The organism is Algibacter lectus (genome assembly GCF_004368925.1).
GTDB lineage: Bacteria > Bacteroidota > Bacteroidia > Flavobacteriales > Flavobacteriaceae > Algibacter > Algibacter lectus.
The window spans coordinates 870,002-890,481 of sequence record NZ_SORL01000008.1; the positions used below are offsets into that span (position 1 = coordinate 870,002).

The 20,480-nt window shown below is 33.2% G+C and carries 22 protein-coding genes; 11 read left to right on the forward strand and 11 right to left on the reverse strand.

What is annotated here, in order from left to right:
* Nucleotide 1: 1 nt before the first annotated feature.
* The 6 genes from DFQ06_RS12090 (at nucleotide 2) to DFQ06_RS12115 (ending at nucleotide 6,623) form a co-directional block, all read left to right on the forward strand.
* Nucleotides 2-631: a 4'-phosphopantetheinyl transferase family protein gene (locus DFQ06_RS12090; protein WP_133967901.1), complete on the forward strand. Its 630-nt coding sequence runs from the start codon at nucleotides 2-4 to the stop codon at nucleotides 629-631.
* Nucleotides 628-1,341 carry a phosphoglycerol geranylgeranyltransferase gene (locus tag DFQ06_RS12095; protein ID WP_133967903.1) on the forward strand — a complete coding sequence of 238 codons (714 nt, stop codon included), beginning with the start codon at nucleotides 628-630 and terminating at the stop codon, nucleotides 1,339-1,341. The genes DFQ06_RS12090 and DFQ06_RS12095 overlap by 4 nt, the downstream gene beginning before the upstream one ends.
* Before the next feature lie 22 nt (nucleotides 1,342-1,363).
* Nucleotides 1,364-1,996, forward strand: coding sequence for a nicotinamide riboside transporter PnuC (gene pnuC / locus DFQ06_RS12100; RefSeq protein WP_133967905.1), 633 nt, complete (start codon nucleotides 1,364-1,366; stop codon nucleotides 1,994-1,996).
* A 281-nt stretch (nucleotides 1,997-2,277) separates the two neighbouring features.
* A complete protein-coding gene (locus DFQ06_RS12105) occupies nucleotides 2,278-3,828 on the forward strand; it encodes a DUF4301 family protein (RefSeq protein WP_235833529.1) in 1,551 nt (516 codons plus the stop codon).
* A gap of 1 nt (nucleotide 3,829) precedes the next feature.
* Nucleotides 3,830-4,237 (forward strand): alternative ribosome rescue aminoacyl-tRNA hydrolase ArfB, encoded by a 408-nt coding sequence (gene arfB / locus DFQ06_RS12110; protein WP_042497675.1) that lies wholly within the window; start codon nucleotides 3,830-3,832, stop codon nucleotides 4,235-4,237.
* A 250-nt stretch (nucleotides 4,238-4,487) separates the two neighbouring features.
* Nucleotides 4,488-6,623, forward strand: coding sequence for a TonB-dependent receptor (locus DFQ06_RS12115; protein ID WP_133967907.1), 2,136 nt, complete (start codon nucleotides 4,488-4,490; stop codon nucleotides 6,621-6,623).
* Between the two features lie 56 nt (nucleotides 6,624-6,679).
* Here the strand turns inward: DFQ06_RS12115 and DFQ06_RS12120 are convergent, their stop codons facing one another.
* The gene (locus DFQ06_RS12120) at nucleotides 6,680-7,117 is read right to left on the reverse strand and encodes a hypothetical protein (RefSeq protein WP_042504678.1); all 438 of its coding nucleotides are present in this window, start codon (nucleotides 7,115-7,117) and stop codon (nucleotides 6,680-6,682) included.
* A 172-nt stretch (nucleotides 7,118-7,289) separates the two neighbouring features.
* Between DFQ06_RS12120 and greA the strand changes: the two genes are divergently transcribed.
* The gene (greA, locus tag DFQ06_RS12125; protein WP_042497671.1) at nucleotides 7,290-7,763 is read left to right on the forward strand and encodes a transcription elongation factor GreA; all 474 of its coding nucleotides are present in this window, start codon (nucleotides 7,290-7,292) and stop codon (nucleotides 7,761-7,763) included.
* A 74-nt stretch (nucleotides 7,764-7,837) separates the two neighbouring features.
* The gene (locus tag DFQ06_RS12130) at nucleotides 7,838-8,227 is read left to right on the forward strand and encodes an HIT family protein (RefSeq protein ID WP_133967909.1); all 390 of its coding nucleotides are present in this window, start codon (nucleotides 7,838-7,840) and stop codon (nucleotides 8,225-8,227) included.
* Here the strand turns inward: DFQ06_RS12130 and DFQ06_RS12135 are convergent.
* Nucleotides 8,211-8,582 (reverse strand): hypothetical protein, encoded by a 372-nt coding sequence (locus tag DFQ06_RS12135; protein ID WP_042497664.1) that lies wholly within the window; start codon nucleotides 8,580-8,582, stop codon nucleotides 8,211-8,213. The two genes, DFQ06_RS12130 and DFQ06_RS12135, sit on opposite strands and share 17 nt — an antisense overlap.
* Nucleotides 8,566-9,732, reverse strand: coding sequence for a sensor histidine kinase (locus tag DFQ06_RS12140; protein WP_042504680.1), 1,167 nt, complete (start codon nucleotides 9,730-9,732; stop codon nucleotides 8,566-8,568). The genes DFQ06_RS12135 and DFQ06_RS12140 overlap by 17 nt, the downstream gene beginning before the upstream one ends.
* A 121-nt stretch (nucleotides 9,733-9,853) precedes the next feature.
* Here DFQ06_RS12140 and DFQ06_RS12145 point away from each other — a divergent pair, with 121 nt between their 5' ends.
* From DFQ06_RS12145 to aat, 3 genes are all read left to right on the forward strand, one after another.
* Nucleotides 9,854-10,723 (forward strand): flavin reductase family protein, encoded by an 870-nt coding sequence (locus DFQ06_RS12145; RefSeq protein ID WP_074937319.1) that lies wholly within the window; start codon nucleotides 9,854-9,856, stop codon nucleotides 10,721-10,723.
* Nucleotides 10,724-10,765: 42 nt separating this feature from the next.
* A complete protein-coding gene (locus DFQ06_RS12150) occupies nucleotides 10,766-11,143 on the forward strand; it encodes a DUF3127 domain-containing protein (RefSeq protein ID WP_042497659.1) in 378 nt (125 codons plus the stop codon).
* Nucleotides 11,144-11,290: 147 nt separating this feature from the next.
* Entirely contained in the window at nucleotides 11,291-11,914 is a 624-nt protein-coding gene (gene aat, locus DFQ06_RS12155) for a leucyl/phenylalanyl-tRNA--protein transferase (RefSeq protein WP_133967911.1), read from the forward strand.
* 14 nt (nucleotides 11,915-11,928) lie between these two features.
* Here aat and DFQ06_RS12160 read toward each other — a convergent pair whose 3' ends face one another.
* The 8 genes from DFQ06_RS12160 to DFQ06_RS12195 form a co-directional block, all read right to left on the reverse strand.
* Nucleotides 11,929-12,732 (reverse strand): polysaccharide lyase family 7 protein, encoded by an 804-nt coding sequence (locus DFQ06_RS12160; protein ID WP_042504684.1) that lies wholly within the window; start codon nucleotides 12,730-12,732, stop codon nucleotides 11,929-11,931.
* 209 nt (nucleotides 12,733-12,941) lie between these two features.
* A complete protein-coding gene (locus DFQ06_RS12165; RefSeq protein ID WP_133967913.1) occupies nucleotides 12,942-14,435 on the reverse strand; it encodes a M48 family metallopeptidase in 1,494 nt (497 codons plus the stop codon).
* 7 nt (nucleotides 14,436-14,442) lie between these two features.
* Nucleotides 14,443-15,615 (reverse strand): DUF6882 domain-containing protein, encoded by a 1,173-nt coding sequence (locus DFQ06_RS19480; protein ID WP_074937311.1) that lies wholly within the window; start codon nucleotides 15,613-15,615, stop codon nucleotides 14,443-14,445.
* Nucleotides 15,616-15,647: 32 nt separating this feature from the next.
* Nucleotides 15,648-16,304, reverse strand: coding sequence for a hypothetical protein (locus tag DFQ06_RS12175; protein ID WP_133967914.1), 657 nt, complete (start codon nucleotides 16,302-16,304; stop codon nucleotides 15,648-15,650).
* Nucleotides 16,305-16,318: 14 nt separating this feature from the next.
* Nucleotides 16,319-17,290 carry a hypothetical protein gene (locus DFQ06_RS12180; protein ID WP_133967917.1) on the reverse strand — a complete coding sequence of 324 codons (972 nt, stop codon included), beginning with the start codon at nucleotides 17,288-17,290 and terminating at the stop codon, nucleotides 16,319-16,321.
* A 43-nt stretch (nucleotides 17,291-17,333) separates the two neighbouring features.
* On the reverse strand, nucleotides 17,334-17,744 hold the full coding sequence (locus tag DFQ06_RS12185) for a hypothetical protein (RefSeq protein ID WP_042497639.1): 411 nt from the start codon (nucleotides 17,742-17,744) through the stop codon (nucleotides 17,334-17,336).
* Between the two features lie 106 nt (nucleotides 17,745-17,850).
* Complete coding sequence (locus DFQ06_RS12190; RefSeq protein WP_042497638.1) at nucleotides 17,851-18,588, reverse strand: LytR/AlgR family response regulator transcription factor; 738 nt, start codon at nucleotides 18,586-18,588, stop codon at nucleotides 17,851-17,853.
* Nucleotides 18,588-20,435: a tetratricopeptide repeat-containing sensor histidine kinase gene (locus DFQ06_RS12195; RefSeq protein WP_133967919.1), complete on the reverse strand. Its 1,848-nt coding sequence runs from the start codon at nucleotides 20,433-20,435 to the stop codon at nucleotides 18,588-18,590. The genes DFQ06_RS12190 and DFQ06_RS12195 overlap by 1 nt, the downstream gene beginning before the upstream one ends.
* Between the last annotated feature and the right edge of the window lie 45 nt (nucleotides 20,436-20,480).

Below are 20,480 nucleotides of genomic sequence, written 5' to 3' on the forward strand. Positions count from 1 at the left end.
AATGCCTCTTTATAAAACCATAACGCCAAATTCACAAACTGTTGTTAAAATGTGGAAGATTACTGAATCTTTCGATGATTTAATGGCTGCTGTAACTTTAAAGCCAGAGACTCTAAAACGTGTGCTGGGCATGAAAAGTGAGCTGCACCAGCGTGGGTTTCTAAGTGTACGTAAATTATTGGCTGAGTTTGGTTATGCCGATGCCGATTTGATTTATGATGACAATGGAAAGCCTCATTTAAAGGATGGGAAACAGATTTCGATAACACACTCTTTTAATTTTTCGGCTGTGATTGTTAGTGATCAAGTTATTGGTATTGATATTGAAAAGCAGCGCGATAAAATTACAGTAATTGCTCATAAATTTATTGGCTACGAAGCCGATTACCTAGATAAAGAACAAAGTGATTACATAAAAAAGTTAACAACCATTTGGTGTGTAAAAGAATCGCTTTATAAGCTTTTTGCAACACCAGGCACTAGTTTTAAACAGTGTTTTTTGGTTATTCCTTTTGAATTGCAAGATGAAGAAACCATGGCTTGGATAGATTATGAAACTAAAAAATACCGCTACTTAGTACAGTTTTTTGAGTTTGAAGGTTTTGTTTGTGCATATGCCATAGGAGAATGAGACATGTTTATCAAAACATACAAAACAACACCAAGCAGCTAGCGGTTTTAATCGATCCGGATAAATTTTTAGTTGAAAATACAGTAGGGTTTATAGAAAAAGTAAATCAATCTATTGCTACACATATTTTTGTAGGCGGTAGTATTGTAGATTTGGATGTTACCGATATTTTAGTTGAAGAAATTAAAAAACACACCCAATTGCCTATTGTTTTATTTCCGGGTGATGTTACTCAAATTACCGAAAAGGCAGATGCTATTTTGTTTTTATCTTTAATTTCGGGTAGAAATCCAGAGTATTTAATCGGGAAACATGTTGAGGCTGTTTCTAAATTAAGAAACACAACGTTAGAGGTAATTTCAACTGGTTATATTTTAATTGAAAGCGGCAAGGAAACAGCTGTGCAGCAAGTTACTGAAACGTTGCCTTTAGAAAGAAGTAATATTCAAAAAATAGTGGATACAGCCAAAGCAGCGCAGTTGTTAGGTATGAAACTTATATATTTAGAAGCGGGCAGTGGCGCACGTTTTCCTGTTTTGGGTACTGTAATTTCAAAAGTGAAACAAGAAACGGAGTTGCCTTTAATAGTTGGTGGAGGTATTCGTAATTTAGATCAATTGGAAAACGCCTATGCTTCGGGAGCCGATTTAGTGGTTATTGGGACTGCTTTTGAGGAGGACGAATTGTTTTTTGAGGCGTTAAAAAAATAAACTTAAGCACAAACTTATTGTTATGGATAGCATTTTTGATTTTTTCTTCAAGCAATATTCCGAATACGAAACTATTGATATTTCTTTAGAGATTATCGCCACTATTTTTGGTTTGTTATCGGTATGGTATTCAAAACAAAATAAAGTTTTAGTCTTTCCAACCGGTATGATAAGCACTGTTATTTTTGTGTATTTATTGTACAAGTGGGAGCTTTTAGGAGACATGATGATTAATGCTTACTATTTTATAATGAGCGTTTATGGTTGGTATATTTGGACACGTAAAGTGGACGAAAGCGATGTAACTCCTATATCTAAAACAACGTTTAACGAGAAAAAACTTAGTTTGGCTATATTTTTAGCCACCTTGGTATTTGTTTATTTAGTTTACCATGCATTTGGAAAATGGACCAGTTGGGTTGCTTATGTTGATACGCTTACAACCGGTATATTTTTTGTTGGTATGTGGCTAATGGCAAAGCGAAAAGTTGAAAACTGGTTGTTTTGGATTGTTGGAGATATTATTTCGGTACCGCTATATTTTTATAAGGGGTTTACGTTTACTAGTCTGCAATATTTTGTGTTTACAATTATAGCTGTTTATGGCTATTTATCTTGGAAGAAAAATATAAAAGAGTCTTTTCAAACGACATAAACATGTTTTGTTTGCTTGATGAATAAATGGAGTATAGAAGTGTTGAAGTTGAAATGAAATATTTGCTAGAGAAAATACTTGCAAATTGTGTTTTTTGACTTATCTTGAAATGCCTTAAAAAGCAAATGGTTAACATGAAAAATCAGAGAAAAGGTATGAAGTGTTTAACGCTTTTTAAAATAAAAAAATAATTAATAAACGATCATATGTGTTGTTGAAAGACGATAAATAAAACGACTCAAAACAGCCATTTAAGCATATAGATCAACATTAAAAAAGAAATGATGTTTTCTGAACAAGATATTATACAGATTAAAAATAAAGGCATAACGGAAAAACAAGTTGAAGGGCAGGTTTCTCGAATAAAAAACGGGATGTCTTATTCCAACTTAATTGCAGCTGCAAATATAGGAAGTGGTATTGAAAGTTATACAGATGAAGAAACTCGTGATTTTATTGCTAGTTTTGAAGCTAAGAAAAACGATTTAAATATTGTGAAATTTGTTCCTGCTTCTGGTGCGGCAACACGAATGTTTAAATTCTTATTTCAGTTTTTAAAAAAGTACGATCCTAATAGAGAATCTATTGAAGCTTATATCGAAAATACGAATGATACTTTAATTCATACGTTTGTTACTGGTATTAGGCAGTTTCCTTTTTATAATCAGGTTTTAGCGAAAATTAAATCTGTAAAAGCGAATGTAGAAAGTTTAACTACCGGAGAACTTTGCTTAGAGTTTGTAAAAGCAATGCTAGATGAGTCTGGCTTAAATTATAGCTTTTTTCCAAAAGGTTTGTTGCCATTTCATACTTATGAAACCGGTGTTGTAACAGCTTTTGAGGAGCATTTAATGGAGTCTACGCTATATGCATCATCTAGCAATAAAGCCAATTTACACTTTACGGTTTCTGAGAAGCATCATAAATATTTCAATACAGAACTCGATAAAATTAAGAGTGCTTTAGAAGAAAAAACAAGCACATCTTTTAATGTTTCTTTTTCATATCAAAAAGAAGAAACAGAAACATTAGCCTTAACAACAACTAATGAAATTTATAGAAATGATGATGGTTCTATCTTGTTTAGACCAGCAGGGCATGGGGCATTGTTAGAGAATTTGAATGATTTAGATAGTGACATCCTTTTTATAAAGAACATCGATAATATTGTTGTTTTCGAGAAGAATAAAGAAGTTTCGGAATATAAAAAAATGCTTGCGGGTGTTTTAGTAGAAGTGCAAGAGCGTGCTTTTAAATTCTTAGAAGAGTTAGATGAAGATGAAGTTTCAGAAGCAGATTTGCTTGCCATAGCAATGTATGTTTCTAAAAAAATGAATGTGTCTTTGGTTGATGATTTTGATGATTTTGCTTCCGAAGAAAAGAAAAACTACTTAAAGAGTAAGTTAAATAGACCCATTCGTGTTTGTGGTATGGTTAAGAATGAAGGCGAACCTGGTGGTGGACCGTTCTGGGTAAAAGATTATAATGGTGAAGTGTCTTTACAAATTGTAGAGTTTGCTCAAATTGATATTGCTAACGAAGGGCAAGCTAAAATTGTAGAAAACGCTACACATTTTAATCCAACCGACTTGGTTTGCGGTGTAAAAGATTATAAAGGTGAAAAATTCGATTTATTAGATTTTGTTGATCCTGAAGCTGCTTTTATTACCATGAAAACACAAAATGGAACCGATATTCAGGCGTTAGAACTTCCTGGTTTATGGAATGGAAGTATGGCCGATTGGGTTACTATTTTTGTTGAGGTGCCATTGCGTACGTTTAGCCCAGTTAAAACGGTTAACGATTTATTAAAGCCGGAACACCAGGGGTAATATGTTTAGTGAAGTCGCGTTAATTCAAGAATTACAATTTAAAGCAGTAAGAAGCTCAGGTGCGGGTGGGCAACATGTAAATAAGGTGTCTTCTAAAATTGAACTTAGTTTCGATTTGGGAAATTCGTTTGTGTTTTCCGAAAATCAAAAAGAGCGTTTGTTAGTTAAATTAAAGCATCGATTAACTAATAACGGTGTGCTTTTAATGCAATGTGGCGAAAGTAGAAGTCAGCATAAAAATAAAGACCTTATTATAAAACGGTTTTTTGCGCTTATAAAAGCATCGCTTGCGGTTCCTAAAAAGCGTATCCGAACCAAAATACCTAAATCGGTTATTAGAAAACGATTAAAAAACAAAAAGAACCTTTCTGATAAAAAAGCGAATAGACGTAAGCCAAATTTAGATTAGAAAAAGAATTATTTCATTCTGCACGGTTAATTCTAAATTCTTAATTACTTTTGCAGCGTTCTCAAAAAAGGGGTGCCTAATATCGGCTGAGATCATACCCATTGAACCTAGAACAGGTAATGCTGTTTAGGAAATGTTACATCATGCAAATGTTGTAAATAGTTATGCTAAGCTTGGCTTAGTATTTCGAAAACTAATTAATTTTTAAAGAATAATGACCTCTTTTTATTCGATTATAAATATAGTCGTAATGAAAAATATGTTTCTTTTTTTAGCACTTTTTGTGTTATCAATTTGTGTTAATGCACAACAAAATCCAGTACAACAAGATTCTACTAAAACAGAAACTCTCGATGAGGTTTTAGTAAAAGCGGTGCGTGTAAATGCCGATTCGCCAATTACACACTCCAACCTTTCTAAAGAAGAACTTGCAAAACGTAATTTAGGGCAAGATATTCCTACGCTTATTAACTTTTTGCCATCTGTAGTTACTACTAGTGATGCTGGGGCGGGTATTGGTTATTCAAGTATTCGTGTACGTGGTACGGATGGAACACGTGTTAATGTTACTATTAACGGAATTCCTTATAATGATCCTGAAAGTCAGGGTACATTTTTTGTGAATTTAGGCGATTTTGCATCGTCTACACAGAGTTTACAATTGCAACGAGGTGTTGGTACTTCAACTAACGGTTCTGGCGCTTTTGGAGCGAGTTTAAACCTTTTAACCGATGCGTATTCTGATGAGGCCTCTGGTGAGATTTCTAATAGCTTTGGGAGTTTTGGTACACGTAAGCATACTGTAAAATTAAGTACAGGTTTGTTAAATGATCATTTTGAGATTTCTGGTCGTTTTTCAAAATTAAATTCCGATGGTTATGTAGATCGTGCTTTTACTGATCTAAAATCTTACTTTTTACAAGGAATTTATAAAGACGGCAATACATTAATAAAAGCGTTAACTTTTGGGAATGAAGAGCGTACTTACCAAGCCTGGTATGGTTTAACTGCCGATGAGCTTAAGGAAAATCGTAGACAAAACCCATATACTTACGATAATGAAACCGATAATTATTGGCAAGATCATTATCAATTGCATTGGAATGAGCGTTTTGATAATAACTGGTCTACAAACTTAGGTTTAAACTACACCAAAGGGAAAGGTTATTTTGAGCAGTATAAAACAGAAGAATCTGCGGCTGATTTTAATAATTTAATTGAAGAAGATTCTGATGTAATTGTGCGTCGTTGGTTAGATAATAATTTCTATGTTGTTAATGCTAACGTTACTTATAAGAACAATGCCGTTGAGGTGATTACAGGGTTGTCATACAGTTCTTATGATGGTGACCATTTTGGAGAGGTTATTTGGGGTAGCGATTTAGCTGTAAATGCTAACATTAGAGATCATTATTATGATGGTGATGCTACTAAAAACGATTTTAGTGTATTCTCTAAAGCAACTGTTAAGTTAAGTGAACAACTTATTGGTTTTGTTGATTTGCAAGGTCGTTTTGTAGATTACAAAACAAACGGATTAAATTCTGATCGAGTTGATTTTACTACCGATGCTAGCTTTAGTTTTTTCAATCCAAAAGTTGGGTTAACTTATAAAAATTCTAAGTTTAGCAGTTTTTACACCTCTTTTGCTGTGGCAAATAGAGAACCAAATCGTGATGATTTTGAAGCAGGGGTTACCAAAAACGAAACACTTAGAGATATTGAGTTAGGGTGGCGTTTTAATAAAAATAAAGTAAGCGTAAATTCTAATTTGTACTACATGTTTTATAAAAATCAATTGGTTTTAACAGGTGAGTTGGATGATGTTGGAAGCCCAATAAGAGCTACTAGCGGAAAAAGTTACCGTTTAGGTTTGGAGGTTGATGCGAATATTCAATTTAGTAAAATGTTTAGTATAGCTACTAATTTTGCGCTGAGTACGAATAAAAATAAAAATTTCAATTCGTCTATAAATGGTGAAGTTGTTGATTTAGGAAGTACAAATATTTCGTTTTCGCCAGAAGTTGTTATAGGAAATGCTATTAACTTTTCACCTGTAGAAAATTTACAATTATCACTTTTAAGTAAGTTTGTTGGTGAGCAATATATGGGAAATATAGATAATGAAGATTCTGTTCTAAGCGATTATTTTGTAAACGATATTAGCATAAACTACCTTATAAAAATGAACAAGATATTTAAGTCGATTACTTTATCTGCATTAGCAAATAATATATTAAATAGAAAGTATGTGTCTAACGGTTATTTTGGATCTTATGATTATGATGATTCAGGAAGCCAGACAGGAACAAGTACAGGTTATTACGCTGGATACTATCCACAAGCAACGTCTAACTTTTTAGTAGGCGCTACATTAAAGTTTTAAATATAAAATGTTTTGAAATAGCATTAAAAAAAGCGACTCGAAAGAGTCGCTTTTTTTTAATTGTTATATATCCTGATTAAAGATCCAGAAACCTCCACGCGATAGCGTATTAATGGGTAAGTGCCCGTAGTGCCTTCCATTTTAATGCCGTTAAGTAAATCATAGGAGTTGCCGTCGTCGCAATCACAAGTAGCAATAATGCCGTTAACACTTAAAGTGGAACAACTGCTTAATTGGTGGTTCGGGTCGGTAAGTTCAAAGGCGTTATAGTTGTCGCCACCGGCATAATAAAGAACCACGCCATTAATGCCATATGGACTTTGTAAAATAATAGAATTTGCAGCAAATTTTAGTTGGCTGTATTCGGGTAAGTTGGTGTTTATTAGGCTTCCGGTGTTAAAGCTGTAGTTTGGTAAGTACGGATTTTCGGTTACTGTATCCGAGCTACAACTGATTAAAAAAATAATGCAAAAAACAGATGATAATAATTTCATTTTTTAACTAAAAATTTGATTTGCAATTTACAACAAAAAGCAAATTGAGTTATTTATTTTGTATATTTGTTTTAGAATCTCGTGTGAACGGGATTTTTTTATTCCGAATGCTTTAATAATTGTTATTAAATCGTATTTCGGAATCTTTTTTTATTAAGTAAACGATGAAGTTATGAGTAAAGTATCTTACTATACACCTGAAGGATTAAAAAGATTAAGAGCAGAGCTTAAGCAATTAAAAGATGTGGAACGTGTAAAAGCTTCTAGAGCTATTGCAGAAGCAAGAGATAAAGGCGATTTAAGTGAGAATGCCGAATATGATGCCGCTAAAGAAGCGCAAGGTATGTTGGAGATGAGAATTTCGAAATTAGAAGATGCTTTGGCTGGTGCGCGTGTTATTGACGAGTCGCAATTAGATAACTCTAAAATTTTGGTTTTATCTAAAGTGAAAATTAAAAATCAAACCAATGGTATGGAAATGAATTATACTTTGGTTGCCGATGGTGAAGCAGATTTAGCTACCGGAAAAATATCGGTAAACTCACCTATTGGAAAAGGTTTGCTAGGTAAATCGGTTGGAGATGTTGCCGAAATTCAGGTGCCAAATGGCGTGATGAAGTTCGATATTGTTGAAATTTCTCGATAGAAAAAAAATCATGTCCTATTTCCGCGAAAGCGAAAATTTTAAAAAGATAAAGACACATATAAAAAACATAAATTATGGCATCTATTTTTACTAAAATTATAAACGGAGACATTCCATGCTACAAGGTAGCAGAGACCGAAGATTTTTTAGCGTTTTTAGATGTTAATCCAAATGCAAAAGGGCATACACTTTGTATTCCTAAGCAGGAGGTTGATAAAATTTTTGATTTAGATGAAGCGACTTATAATGGTTTAATGTCTTTTTCAAGAAAGGTAGCCTTAGCTCTTGAAAAGGCGGTGCCATGTAAACGTATTGGTGTTTCTGTAATTGGTTTAGAAGTGCCACATGCACATGTGCATTTAATTCCGTTACAATCTATGGAAGATGCCCGTTTTCTTCAGAAACAAAAATTATCTACAGAAGAATTTGTAGCTTTAGCCGAAGCTATTAAGGCAAATTTATAATCTTATTGTAAATTAAAAGCGTAACAATTACCGCTACAATTGCCACACCGAGTAGGGCGAAAATAAGGTAAGCTGGTTTTTTAAATTGACGCGATGTTTTTTTCGGAATAAAAGCTCTTTTTTGATATTCGAAAACACGCTCAATATCCTCATCCCATTGTACAGGATAAATTATAGAATCGCAAGTTTTGCAGATTAGCACATGTTTAATGTCGTCTGTAATACGTTTGTAAAATGTGGTTTCAATAAAGCGCTGTTTAAAGGTGAGTTGCATGCCGTCGTTATTATAACATTCAGGACAGTAGTTTTTTAAAACAACTTCTTTTACGGTAATAAGCTTATCTTGTTTCGTCATGAGAAGCGCGTTTTAGAGTGATTAGAAACGTAGTGCCTACACCTTTTTCTGATTGTAATACTTTTATTTTTCCGTTATGGAAATCTTCAATAATACGTTTGGTAAGCGATAGGCCTAAGCCCCAGCCGCGTTTTTTTGTAGTGTAACCTGGTTCGAAAACTTTATTAAAATCCTTTTTAGCAATACCTTTTCCGGTATCGGTTATGCTTATCTTAACTTGCAGTTCTAATTGCGAAATTTCAATTTTTAGCTTACCACGGCCCTTCATGGCATCTATAGCGTTTTTAACTAAATTTTCAATAGTCCAACTGTAAAGTTGTTTATTTAAATTTACAGGAATTGGGTCTACTGGTGTTTTTATTTCAAATTCTATTAATTTGGATGATCGCGATTTTAAATAATCAAAAGACTCCAAAGTTTCTTTAATTATATCTGCGGGTTCTAAAGTTGGTAAAGAGCCAATTTTACTAAAACGCTCGGTTATGGTTTGTAATCTGTCTATATCTTTTTCAATTTCAAGAATATAATCGGGATCTACATTTTCAGTTTTTAAAATTTCAGTCCAACCAATTAAAGAGGATAGGGGCGTGCCAATTTGATGTGCGGTTTCTTTAGCCATACCAGACCACAATTTGTTTTGTACAGCATTTTTATTACTGCTGTAAAAAAAGTAAATCACTGCCGAAAACAGAAAAATAATAAGCAGTAATGCCAAAGGGTAGTATTTTAATTTATTCAGTAGCGGTGAGTTTCCGTAGTAAATAGTGCTTACTATGGTGTTGCCCATTTTTACATGTTTTGGGGTGTTCTCTTCCTTAAATCTGGTAATTAGTTTTTGTACATAAACGGAGTCGGTAATCTTTGTTTCGTCAATATTATTATAACTACCAAGGCTGCCATCTTCATTAATAACAAGCATTGGTGTGGTTTTGTTACTGCTTAAAATTTTAAGGGTAAGTTCTAAATCGCCATTGGTTTCATCGTTTATAAAATCGGTTTGAGCAAACGACCAATTTTCCATTTTTATACTTTCCTCCTTTTTAAAATGCTGAAAAAATTCGTAAGTATTCCACAGAATAAGAGAGACAATAATGAATGATGTCGCTATCATTACCCAACGAAATGCGGCATTATATTTGGTGAAAATCATGTTATTATTAATTATCAAGTAATATAATGCAAATCTGTTAATATTATTGTTCAAAGTTGTTAGTAAATCTGTTTTTAGTTCCAAAAGAGAATAGTTACCTTTGTCGAAATTAAAGAACTTAATGGTATCTATAGACCCTAAAAGTGTTCCAACAAGTAAATTGCACAGTTATTTGTTAAGTGCCGTAGCACCCAGACCAATAGCATTTGCAAGTACTTTGGATGCAGAAGGGAAGCCTAATTTATCACCATTTAGTTTTTTTAATGTGTTTAGCGCAAAGCCGCCAATATTAATTTTTTCGCCTGCTAGACGTGTTAGAGATAATACAGAAAAGCATACGTTGCTAAATATAGAGGCAACAAAAGAGGTGGTAATTAATGTGGTTAATTTTGATCTAGTGCATCAAATGTCATTATCGAGTACGGAGTATGCTGATGGTGTTAACGAATTTGATAAAGCTGGGTTAACCATGTTGAAATCTGATATTGTGAAGCCGTTTCGAGTAGCCGAATCGCCTATACAGATAGAATGTAAGGTGAATGAAGTTATTAGGTTAGGGCATGAAGGTGGCGCTGGTAATTTGGTGATTTGTGAGGTTGTTAAATTGCATATTGATGATGCTGTTTTAAACGAAGATGATACCATAAACCAAGAAAAACTAGATTTAGTTGCTAGAGCAGGTGGTAGTTATTATAGCCGTGCGAAAGCTGGTTTTTTTGAAATACCAAAGCCTATTGCAACTAAAGGTATTGGAGTGGATAGTTTTCCTGATGCGATTAAAAAAAGCATGATTTTAACAGGAAACGATTTAGGTATGTTGGGTAATGTGGAAGCTTTGCCAACAGCCGAGAGTGTTGAGGCTTTTGTTAGTAATTTAGAGACGAGTACTTTAAATATTAAAGCAGCAACAAACGAGCAAAAACATAAATTAGCTCAAGATTATTTGGGTTTAGGTGATGTTGAAAATGCTTGGAAAATATTACTGTCTTAAATAAAGGCATTTTAATTTTACGAATACTAATAAATATATAAAATGGAAGTTCAAGGAAGAGTAAAAATGGTTGGAGAAACTCAAACGTTCGGTGGAAATGGGTTTAGAAAAAGAGAGATTGTAGTGACAACAGAAGAGCAATATCCACAACACATTATGGTGGAGTTTGTACAAGATAAAACAGATTTATTAAATAGTTATAAAGAAGGACAACAAGTTAAAATTAGCATTAACTTACGTGGTAGAGAATGGGTTAATCCACAAGGAGAAACTAAATATTTTAACTCAATTCAAGGTTGGAGAATTGAAGCAGTACAAGCAGAAGCTTCTGGAGCAGGTATGCCAGCTGTACCACCAGCAGATGCTTTTGAACCAGCAGGAGATTTAAAAGAAGAAGATCACGACGATTTACCTTTCTAAATAAAAATTTTTGCATATCCACGTAGTTGGAAGTCAAATAAAAAAACCTCAATATTTTACTTAAAATGTTGAGGTTTTTTATTTTTACTAATAATAGATTCTCTAGAAGTTTATTTAAAGAGAACGCTATACTACAACAGTTGTTAAATGTACTATTTAAACGAAAATATACAATTTCCCGATGTCTCGGAAGCGTCTCCTGAAGGTGTACTCGCTATTGGTGGCGACTTATCTGTAGAGCGCTTAATACTTGCTTATAAGACGGGTATATTTCCTTGGTTTGATGATGCCGAGCCTATTGTATGGTGGTCTCCAGATCCGCGTTTTGTTTTATTTCCAGAGAAACTTAAAGTTTCTAAAAGTATGCGGCAGGTTTTAAGAAATTCCAATTTTGAAGTCACCGTAAATAAAAACTTTAAAGCAGTAATTACCGAGTGTGCTAAAATGAAACGAGATGGACAAGCTGGCACTTGGATTACACAACACATGATTGATGCTTATGTAGAACTACATAAACAAGGTTACGCAAAATCTATCGAAGTTTGGCAGTATGACAAACTTGTAGCAGGACTTTATGGTGTTGATTTAAATAATGGCGTGTTTTGCGGAGAAAGTATGTTTACCAAAGTTAGCAATGCTAGTAAAGTTGGTTTTATTACCTTTATACAGCACACTAATTACAAGCTAATAGATTGCCAAGTGTATACTAACCATTTAGAAAGTTTAGGTGCAGAAGAAGTTGATCGGGAGGTTTTTCTAAGTTATTTATAACAGCTTTTGTGCTTTTAATGGTTTATCGAAAATGCGCTATATTCTACTTTTGGTGATGTATCATTTCCTTCTGTATATACACCAGCTTTTAAGTAATATGTGTCACTTTTAGTGCTCCAAGCTTCACTTGGAGAAAGGGCTTGTGTCCATGATATCTCGCCCATTTGCAGACTCATTTCTGCTTTTTTCTCGCCGTTTTCACCCGTAATAACAGTAATAGTAATTTCTTGATTTTCTGTATATTCTGGGCCTGTGTATGTTGTGTAATCAGAACTGCTGCCGGTTGGGTTTGTTTCTGTTTCCTTTATTTTAATGAATTTATCGTGATCAAAGTAAAGCCTTATCCATGGTCTTTTTACATCTGTTCCTCTATTATGGATTTGGGCTATTGTAACTCCATTTTCAGGAATACCTGTAAACTTAGCAGTAAAGGTCATTTTTTTATAATGATTTAAAGCAGCTTCATCTCCTATGTTTTCCTTTAATTCTGTTCTATGGCTATCACCACTTAAACAGGTTAACATAACAATATTGGTATTGTATCTATCCATCCAGTTTTCTCCGTCTACACTGCAGGCATCAAAAGTATCTCGATTTCCTGTGTCTTGAGATATCCAACTAGTTTCTACCACTAAATCTTCGAAATTTACGGTTGTACTGCAAGTTCCGCTTGGTGTTTTTGTTGCGTTATTGGTTTCAGAATCATCTATTTCAGCTTCTGGTTCAATTAAAATATCATCCTCGTCTGTATTTGCTTTTTCGCTAGAACAGCTTATAAAAAATAGAGAAAATAATAATAACTTAGCGATTGTATACATGCAATTAGTTTAGAGTTGTTTTAATTGGTTAACCAATTTGGTTCTCTAAAGATATTGATAAAAAATTAATTAGCAGCTTTTTCTATATTATTAGTCTATTTGTATATCCAACTAAGCTGTTTTTATGAAAACAAAAAAGGCAGTAAATTAAATTACTACCTTTTATTGTGGAAAAACTGTTTTAATAATTTACATCCTTAAAACACTAACTAATTTACACCTTGTGCATCACTAATAACACGATCTATAAAATCTGTGTTAATATATAAAAGCCTTGCCAAATTGTGTAAAACATTAATTTCACTATCATCTATTTCTCCGTCGGCATACGATATAATAGATAAATCTCTAAGAATATTTAGTTTTTGCATTACGGATAATACAATATCTAAATCTTTGGTAAGTTGTTGTACTTCGTCTATCATTTCATCTTCTGTAAGACCTTTGATAGTCATCATACAATTAGCGAAAATTTTAGGAGCAACAATACTACTTAATGCTTGTATTTCAGAATCGTCTACAACGCCATCGGCATTCGAAATAAGGTATCCACCTAAGAACATTAATCGTTGAATTTTTTCAGAATGTTCGCTTTCATCATCCAGATTTTCAGGTTCCATTAACGACATAATACGTTTAATTTCAACCTCCATAGCTTCCTCTGTAATTTCACCGGTAATGTTTGGGTTAAATTCAGCATAGGTTTCACTTTTGTTAAAAAGCTCCAAAGCTTTAATTCTTAGCGGGCTAAATGGATGACTGCTATACCAATCGGAAGGGTCGTGGTTGGCATCGTTTAAAACTTCTTCGAGATCTACAAATTGTTCAATGTAAGCATTAAGTTGAAAATCTAAAGAATCTGTAGTAACTCCAGAAGATAGTTTGAAGAATGTACGGCCTACAGCTTCAAAATCTTGACAACATAATAACCCTGCTCTATCTGCGCTTATTTCTGCATTTCTATTCCATGCGTATAATTTCATGGCATGTATTGGTGCTAAGTGGTTTTCACCTTCATCTAAAATTTGACGAACTGGGTAATCAAAATGTTCGAAAAGTACATGTCCGATTTCGTGCCCAACAACAAAAGTTAATTCTTCTTTAGAGAAACGTTCTAAAATTCCTGAAGATAAAATAATGTATAATTTATTGTCGTCTGGCGGATAGCATGATGCGTTAAAGATGTCACTTTGGTATACAAAAAACTCAATGTCAGCCTTTAATTTTAAAGTGTTTTTACAATGCTCCCCAATTTCATGAAGCATGGGAGCCAAGGTTTTAGTTAGCCTTAAACTCGATTTCAGTAAGTGCTTTCTAGACTTAAATTTACCGCTGTTTTCGTTTACACGTTTTAAAGTGTCTTGTATTAATTCGTCTTTTTGAAATTCAATAACAAAATCTCTGTCACCATCGTAAACTAGTAGATTTAAATCGATGTTGGCACGGTTATTAGTATAGATTTGTGGCTCGTTATCTGCCACAGCTTTATGGTTTAAAGCATTAATTTCTTCAATGCGTTTGGTGTATTCTTGAGCTAGCTCTGTTGTTATATTTTGAAACTCAACACTTGCTTCTTGTATTTTGGTGTGATTTCCTGAAGTTTGTGCTTCATTTAAATCTGCCATCATTTTTTCCTGAGCTGTATTTAAAGCTGCTTGGTGTTCTTTTTCTAGGTCTGAAATAGTTTCTGATGTATATGCCATAATGTTTTTAAGCTTGAACTGTTATTTTTGAATTAGAAATTTTCATAAGTCTTCCTTTTAAATCGAAAATTCCAAGAATTTGATCGTCATCCTTTTTAGCAACAATATTATTACCAGGAAGTTCTACTTCGTAACCTTTTGCTTTTAAGTAAAAGTATAAGCTGTATTTATGTGGAAACTTATAGCTTGCTGCAACTTGTGTAAAGTGAGAACAAATTAAAGCAGGTGCAGTTCTAGCCTTGTCATCGGCTTCTTTAGAGGTAACAGTAACATAAACGGTTAGGCCTTTAAAAGTTAATGGTACGTAGCAACTCTCTTTTAACATAGAAGAGATTATGGTTGAAAAATAAGCACCAGGGTCGGAGTTTAATTCTATTTTAGGACTTGTTAAGTCGTCTATTTGGTAGGCTTCACCAATAGCTTTTATGGCTAAAGATGTTTGTGTAAACTTTTCTGGAATGCCACTTTGCTTATTTGCCCATGCCCATAACCAGCTTTTTTCGTTTTCGGCATAAGTTCCTATTACTTGAATATCAAAAACCTGATCGTCACCATAAGTTAATTTACCTTCAAGCATATCACAACTCCACGCTAAACCTTCTACCATTTCACTAAAAATCTCTTGTTTTTCTAGAGAAAGAACAAGCGATTGATTATACAATTCTTGTATTGTCATTTTGTTAGGAGCTTCTGTTGCTTCTTGTTTCTTTTCGGTAGGGGCAGCAGAAGTTTCTGTAGTTGCTGTATCAGGAGTTCCTTCAGCAAATTCTTCTAATTTATCTTCTAATAAAGAAATAATGCGTGCTGCTCTATCTTCAATCTTATCCGCATTAATAACTGGGCTGTGGTTTATTTTTAGAATACCATCTTCAAAAGTAATGGCGCGTTCTATGTTATGCTCGTTGTTTTCGTTTACAATAACCACTTCTTTTAATCCGGTTTGTAAAAGTTCAACACCCATCGTGTCTACGCAAATAGCTTTAAAAGCTTCTATTAATGGAAGAAAATATATTTTTGGAAATGTATCGTTGTATATATGAGAAAAGCGATCTTCCATAAGGGTATTCCATGAAATATTTAAAGGTACAGTGTAACCTGCAGCTGTGTTAATTTCAGTTTCTAATGCTGGAAATAAATCGTTTTGAAAGGCTTGGATAATTCTTTTTTCTTTAAGTCCCATAATTTTATTTTTTTAAGAGTGTATTTATTTTTTTATAATATTTGAAGAAGCTTTTCTTCTAAAGTATTAGCTAGATTTTCAGGCAAAGCCTTATCTATAGCTAGAGATATGATTAATGTTTTAGATTGAATTTTAAGTTGAAGTGTTTCCGTTTGTTCGAATACAATAGTATCGAGTACTTGATAAGCTTCCTTACCCAAGTTATCTGTAGTGATATTGTTTATAGCTTTTTGCAGTGCAGCAAATACGTCTTGAACATTCAATCTATTATTTAATTCTTTTAAATTGAGTGTGTCTATTTTTAAATCATTTATTTGATTTCCCAATAGTGATTTTTCATTATTTAACCAGCGTTTAAGCTGTAAAACCGTTAGTTCTTGATTGGTAGAGGATAAAGGTCTGCTAATAGCGCCTTTAGATAATTCTACAACCATTTTTTTAGGTTGTTTTACCGTTACAACAATAATGTCGTGTATGTTAAAAAATGATACGTTATCGTTTTCTGAAAGAATACAAACCGATTTTTGATGTTTGTTTTCTTCTGAAATATCTAGGAGAGTACCTTCTATGTAACTGCCGTTGGTTAAAGAAATAGCTATTAAAATAGGTTCTTCTTTTTTTAAAATAGATTGTAAGATAACCTCGGGCGTTTGGGCTACAAACGCTTTATAATAAGATGTTTTTTCCATGATTTAAGCTGGTGTTATGGGTGTTCTATAAGAAATTGATAATCTTCTGGTAATTGATCCATAAGCGAATAGAAGATACCGTCTCTAGGAGTGGTTTTATAGTCGTAATATTTTAAGGTTTTCATGTCTAGGTTTGGGTAGTTCATTTTTACCATATACACGCCTACTGCTTCCGTTATGTGTCTGTTTCCTTCAGCTTCTTTTAATGGCTCGTGTTTTTCAAAAGCGATATAAAAACTGTTTAATTTAGATTGGTTTACCCATATGCGATTTAAGTAAATAGGAGAATCTGGTTTAGCGAATTCTTGTTTTATAACACGATCAATATGTTCTGCCTTTTTAGATCCAGCATTATTTGTAACAATAGCGTTGGAGTAATACCTGTACGTTAGGTTGCTGTCGTTATAAGTATTTGGCTTTACTATAAGTTCGTAAAAACCTTTCTTTTCGTTTTTCAATTTGAAATCTACATGTGCTTCTTGAGTCCATGTGTTTGGGTAATCTTGCAAAACGTAACGAATTTTTCTCGAAAAAGCTTCAAAATCCCTTTGCGTTGGCTCTTTGTCTAAAGTGATGCTAATGGTATGGTTAAACACATTTACTTCCATGTCTACAACATCAGCATCCAACGTTTCGTGCATTTCTTCTCTTAAAACAATTTCTTGTTGTTGATACCGTGTTAACGATTCGATACTTAAGTCGTGTCTGTTGTGTGATGCTATGTATAATGCTTTGTTTTTCGCATTCCAATCAAAGTTTATAACAATATCCGGATTTTCTTTAAGCTTTAATTCTACCCAAAATAAATCAGGATTCATGCTAGCCGCATTAAAATCTCTTTTAAAAGTAAGTACCTCATACTTATCTTTATGATGCATTTTTAAATAGGCTATTAGCCCTCTTTTTGCTTCAATTCCAGAAATACCGCAACTAACAAGCGATAAAAACAATCCGATTAAAAAAATATAAAAAATAAATTTAGACATATCAATAACTTTTATCAATTAAACAACAGATTAAAACGCTTACTTATAAATTATTTTCTAATAAATCAACGAGTACTTTGGTACGGCTATCAACATCATCCGCATTTAGAATCGGGCTATGGTCTAGTGTTAAAATTCCGTTAGAAAAACTAAAGGCGTTACTTGGGTTATGGTGATCTTGAGTATTTGTTATGTGTATTTCTTTTAAGCTTTCAGCAAGTGCTTCTTTACCCATATCGTCTGCAGTGATAGAGGTTAAGGCTTCAATAAATGGTAAGAAATAAATTTTTGGATAAGAGTCGTTGTAAAGGTGTAAAAAACGATCTTCAAACAATTTTGTCCACTCAATATTTAAAGGTACATCGAAACCTGCTGCTTCAATTATTTGAGCTTTTAATTGTGGAAATTGTTCCTCTTGAAAAGTTTTAGTAAATCGGTTTTCTTTTAATCCCATGATTTTAAATTTTAAGGTTATTTGTTTATTTACCTCAAAACTAAGACTTGGATGGGATGATTTTAAAACCGTTTTACAAGTGCCACTTTTCGTTTTGTATTTGCGTTTATAAAGTGTCTAAAAGTTGTTTTAGATAAGATTTTTTTCGAGTGGCAACTGGTATTTTTTCGTTGTTTGTTAGGGATACTGTGTTGTTCGCGCTAATGGTTTTTATGTATTTGATATTAACCAGATGCGATTGGTGTACTCTAACAAAAGTGTGTTCGCTTAAAATGTTTTCGTAGTATTTAAGGTTGCGCGCACTCATTATTTTTTTATCAACTGTATGAAAAATGGTGTAACTACCATCGGATTGGCAACGGATAATATCTTTTATTTGAAGAAAATATTGCGCGTCGGCTGTTTTAATTAATAGGGTTTTTTGGTTTTCTTTTTCGTTAATTTCCGAAACCTTATCGATGGCACTTTTATAAACTTGTTCTTTTTTAAAGGCGACCCTAAAACGGTCTATACATTCTGATAACTCTTCGGAATCTATAGGTTTTAACAAGTAATCTATAGTGTCGAATTTAATGGCTTTTATAGCAAACTCATCATAAGCTGTTGTGAAAATTATTTTGAAAGCAATACTGTCTAAAGCTTCTAAAATTTGAAACGCATTACCACCAATAAGCTCAATATCCATAAATACCAAGTCTGGAGTTTGGCTTTTTAAAAAGGTGGTTGCTTCTGTAATATTATCTATTTTAGCAATAACCTCAATATCTTTTTGAGTGTATTTAATAAGTTTGTCTAAGGTGTTTAGAGCATTAAACTCATCTTCTATTATAACGGCTTTTATCATTAGAATTTTAATTTAAAAAACACTTTTGTGCCAATTGGTGTGTTGTTATTATCAAATAAATCTTCGATAACAAACGTTTTCTCTTCACCCTTTTTTCTCATTTTTAATCGCTCTATAAAAATGGATGTAGCGTGTAGTTCTTCGGTTATTTTTTCTTGTTTGGCTTTTGCCGATCGGCCTATGCCATTGTCTTGAATTATAAACAATAAACCTTGCTGTTCTTTTTCAATCTTTAAAAGTAGATTTCCACCTTCCTTTTTCTCTTTTAAGCCGTATTCTATGGCGTTTTCAACAAAAGGTTGTAATAACATTGGCGGTACTTTTATTTCAGAAGCATGTATAGAATCTTCAATGTCGATGGTATAGGTAAATATATTGTTAAAGCGTAATTGTTGTGTTTCTATATAGTTAGAAATCATAGCAATTTCTTTATCTAGTGTAATAGATTCTTTTCTAACATAGTCGAAATTTTGACGAATAAGTTTAGAGAACTTCGCAATATGATTAGAAGATTTTACAGGGTTTCCTTCTAAAGTTATATTTTGAATGGCTGCTAAGGTGTTGAATATAAAATGCGGATTCATTTGCACACGTAACAGACTTTGCTCTAGTTTCGAAGCTTTGTTAGCCGCACGTAACTTAGTGTTATAAACATAAAAGGCTGTCGCTATAAGTAGCATTACGGCTAATAATACAGTACTTATTAAAAGCCATTGGTTTCTAGTATTTATTTCTTTTTGATGATTAATTTCTGTTTCCTTTTGTTTGACTTCGTAATTAACATTAGCAAAATCTAGAAGGCGGTTTTTTTCTAAACGACTCACATCTAATTGCAAACTATCTCTAACTATTTGATTATCGAGAGCTTTTACGTAATCGCCAGACATTATAGCTATTGCTATAAGTTTATCGCGTACTTCTATTTCTTCTTTTGCATTATTGTTAGTTGCGTAGATCTTTAAAGCCTTGATGTAGTTAACTTCGGCGGAATCAATTTTTTTAGATAATAAAAACATAGAACCAAGCCCTTTGTATGGTGCGGCATTAATTACTTTTATGTTTTTATTTAACTGAATGGCACCCCTCAAAAATGTTTCGGCCATATTATATTCTCCAGCTTCTATATATGTGTAGCCAATATTATTTAAAACGCTAACCAATGTTTTTGGGTTTCTATTAGACTGGCTTAAAGACATAGCCTCAGAGTAACTCGTTAACGCCTTATTGTATTGTTTAAGTTGTAGGTAAACACTAGCAACATTACTCTTTATGGCAATAATAGATGTGGTATCTGTGGTTTTAGAATACAAGCTATCGGTTGCTTTTATATAAGTTAAGGCCTTATCGTAGTCTTTCAATTTAAAATGTAAGCTAAAAAGCTGGTTATAAGCTTTTCCTTCTACACGTTTATCTCCAATTAATTGCGCCAAATGCAGTGCTTTTAAGGCATAAACTTGAGACGTTTCTATATCTCCCATATGCAGAGCAGCACCGCTTAAGGTAATTAATGATCGGCTTTCGTTGTATTTATCTTTTAGTTCAGAAAATAATGCATACGCTTTTAGGTGTACATTATAGGCTTCGTGGTATTTATCGTTTAGGTATAAGGCTTCTCCTTTTTTAAACAATAACATGGCACGTTCTAAGGTGGTTAAATTATCGTCTATTAATAAGCTGTCTAAATCTAAGAGTGATTGCTCGGGCTGTGTTAAAGTTAGCGTGTCGAATGCTGCTAACTGAGTTTTGATATTAGGACGAAGCGTATCTTGCCTAGAACAGGTAGAGAAAAGCATTAAAAAAGAAATGACAAAGCCAAGTTGCCAAAGGCTTTTGTTTTTTACAATCATAAAAGCAAAAAGGGATATTATTTGGAAAGGTAAAAATAAGCAATC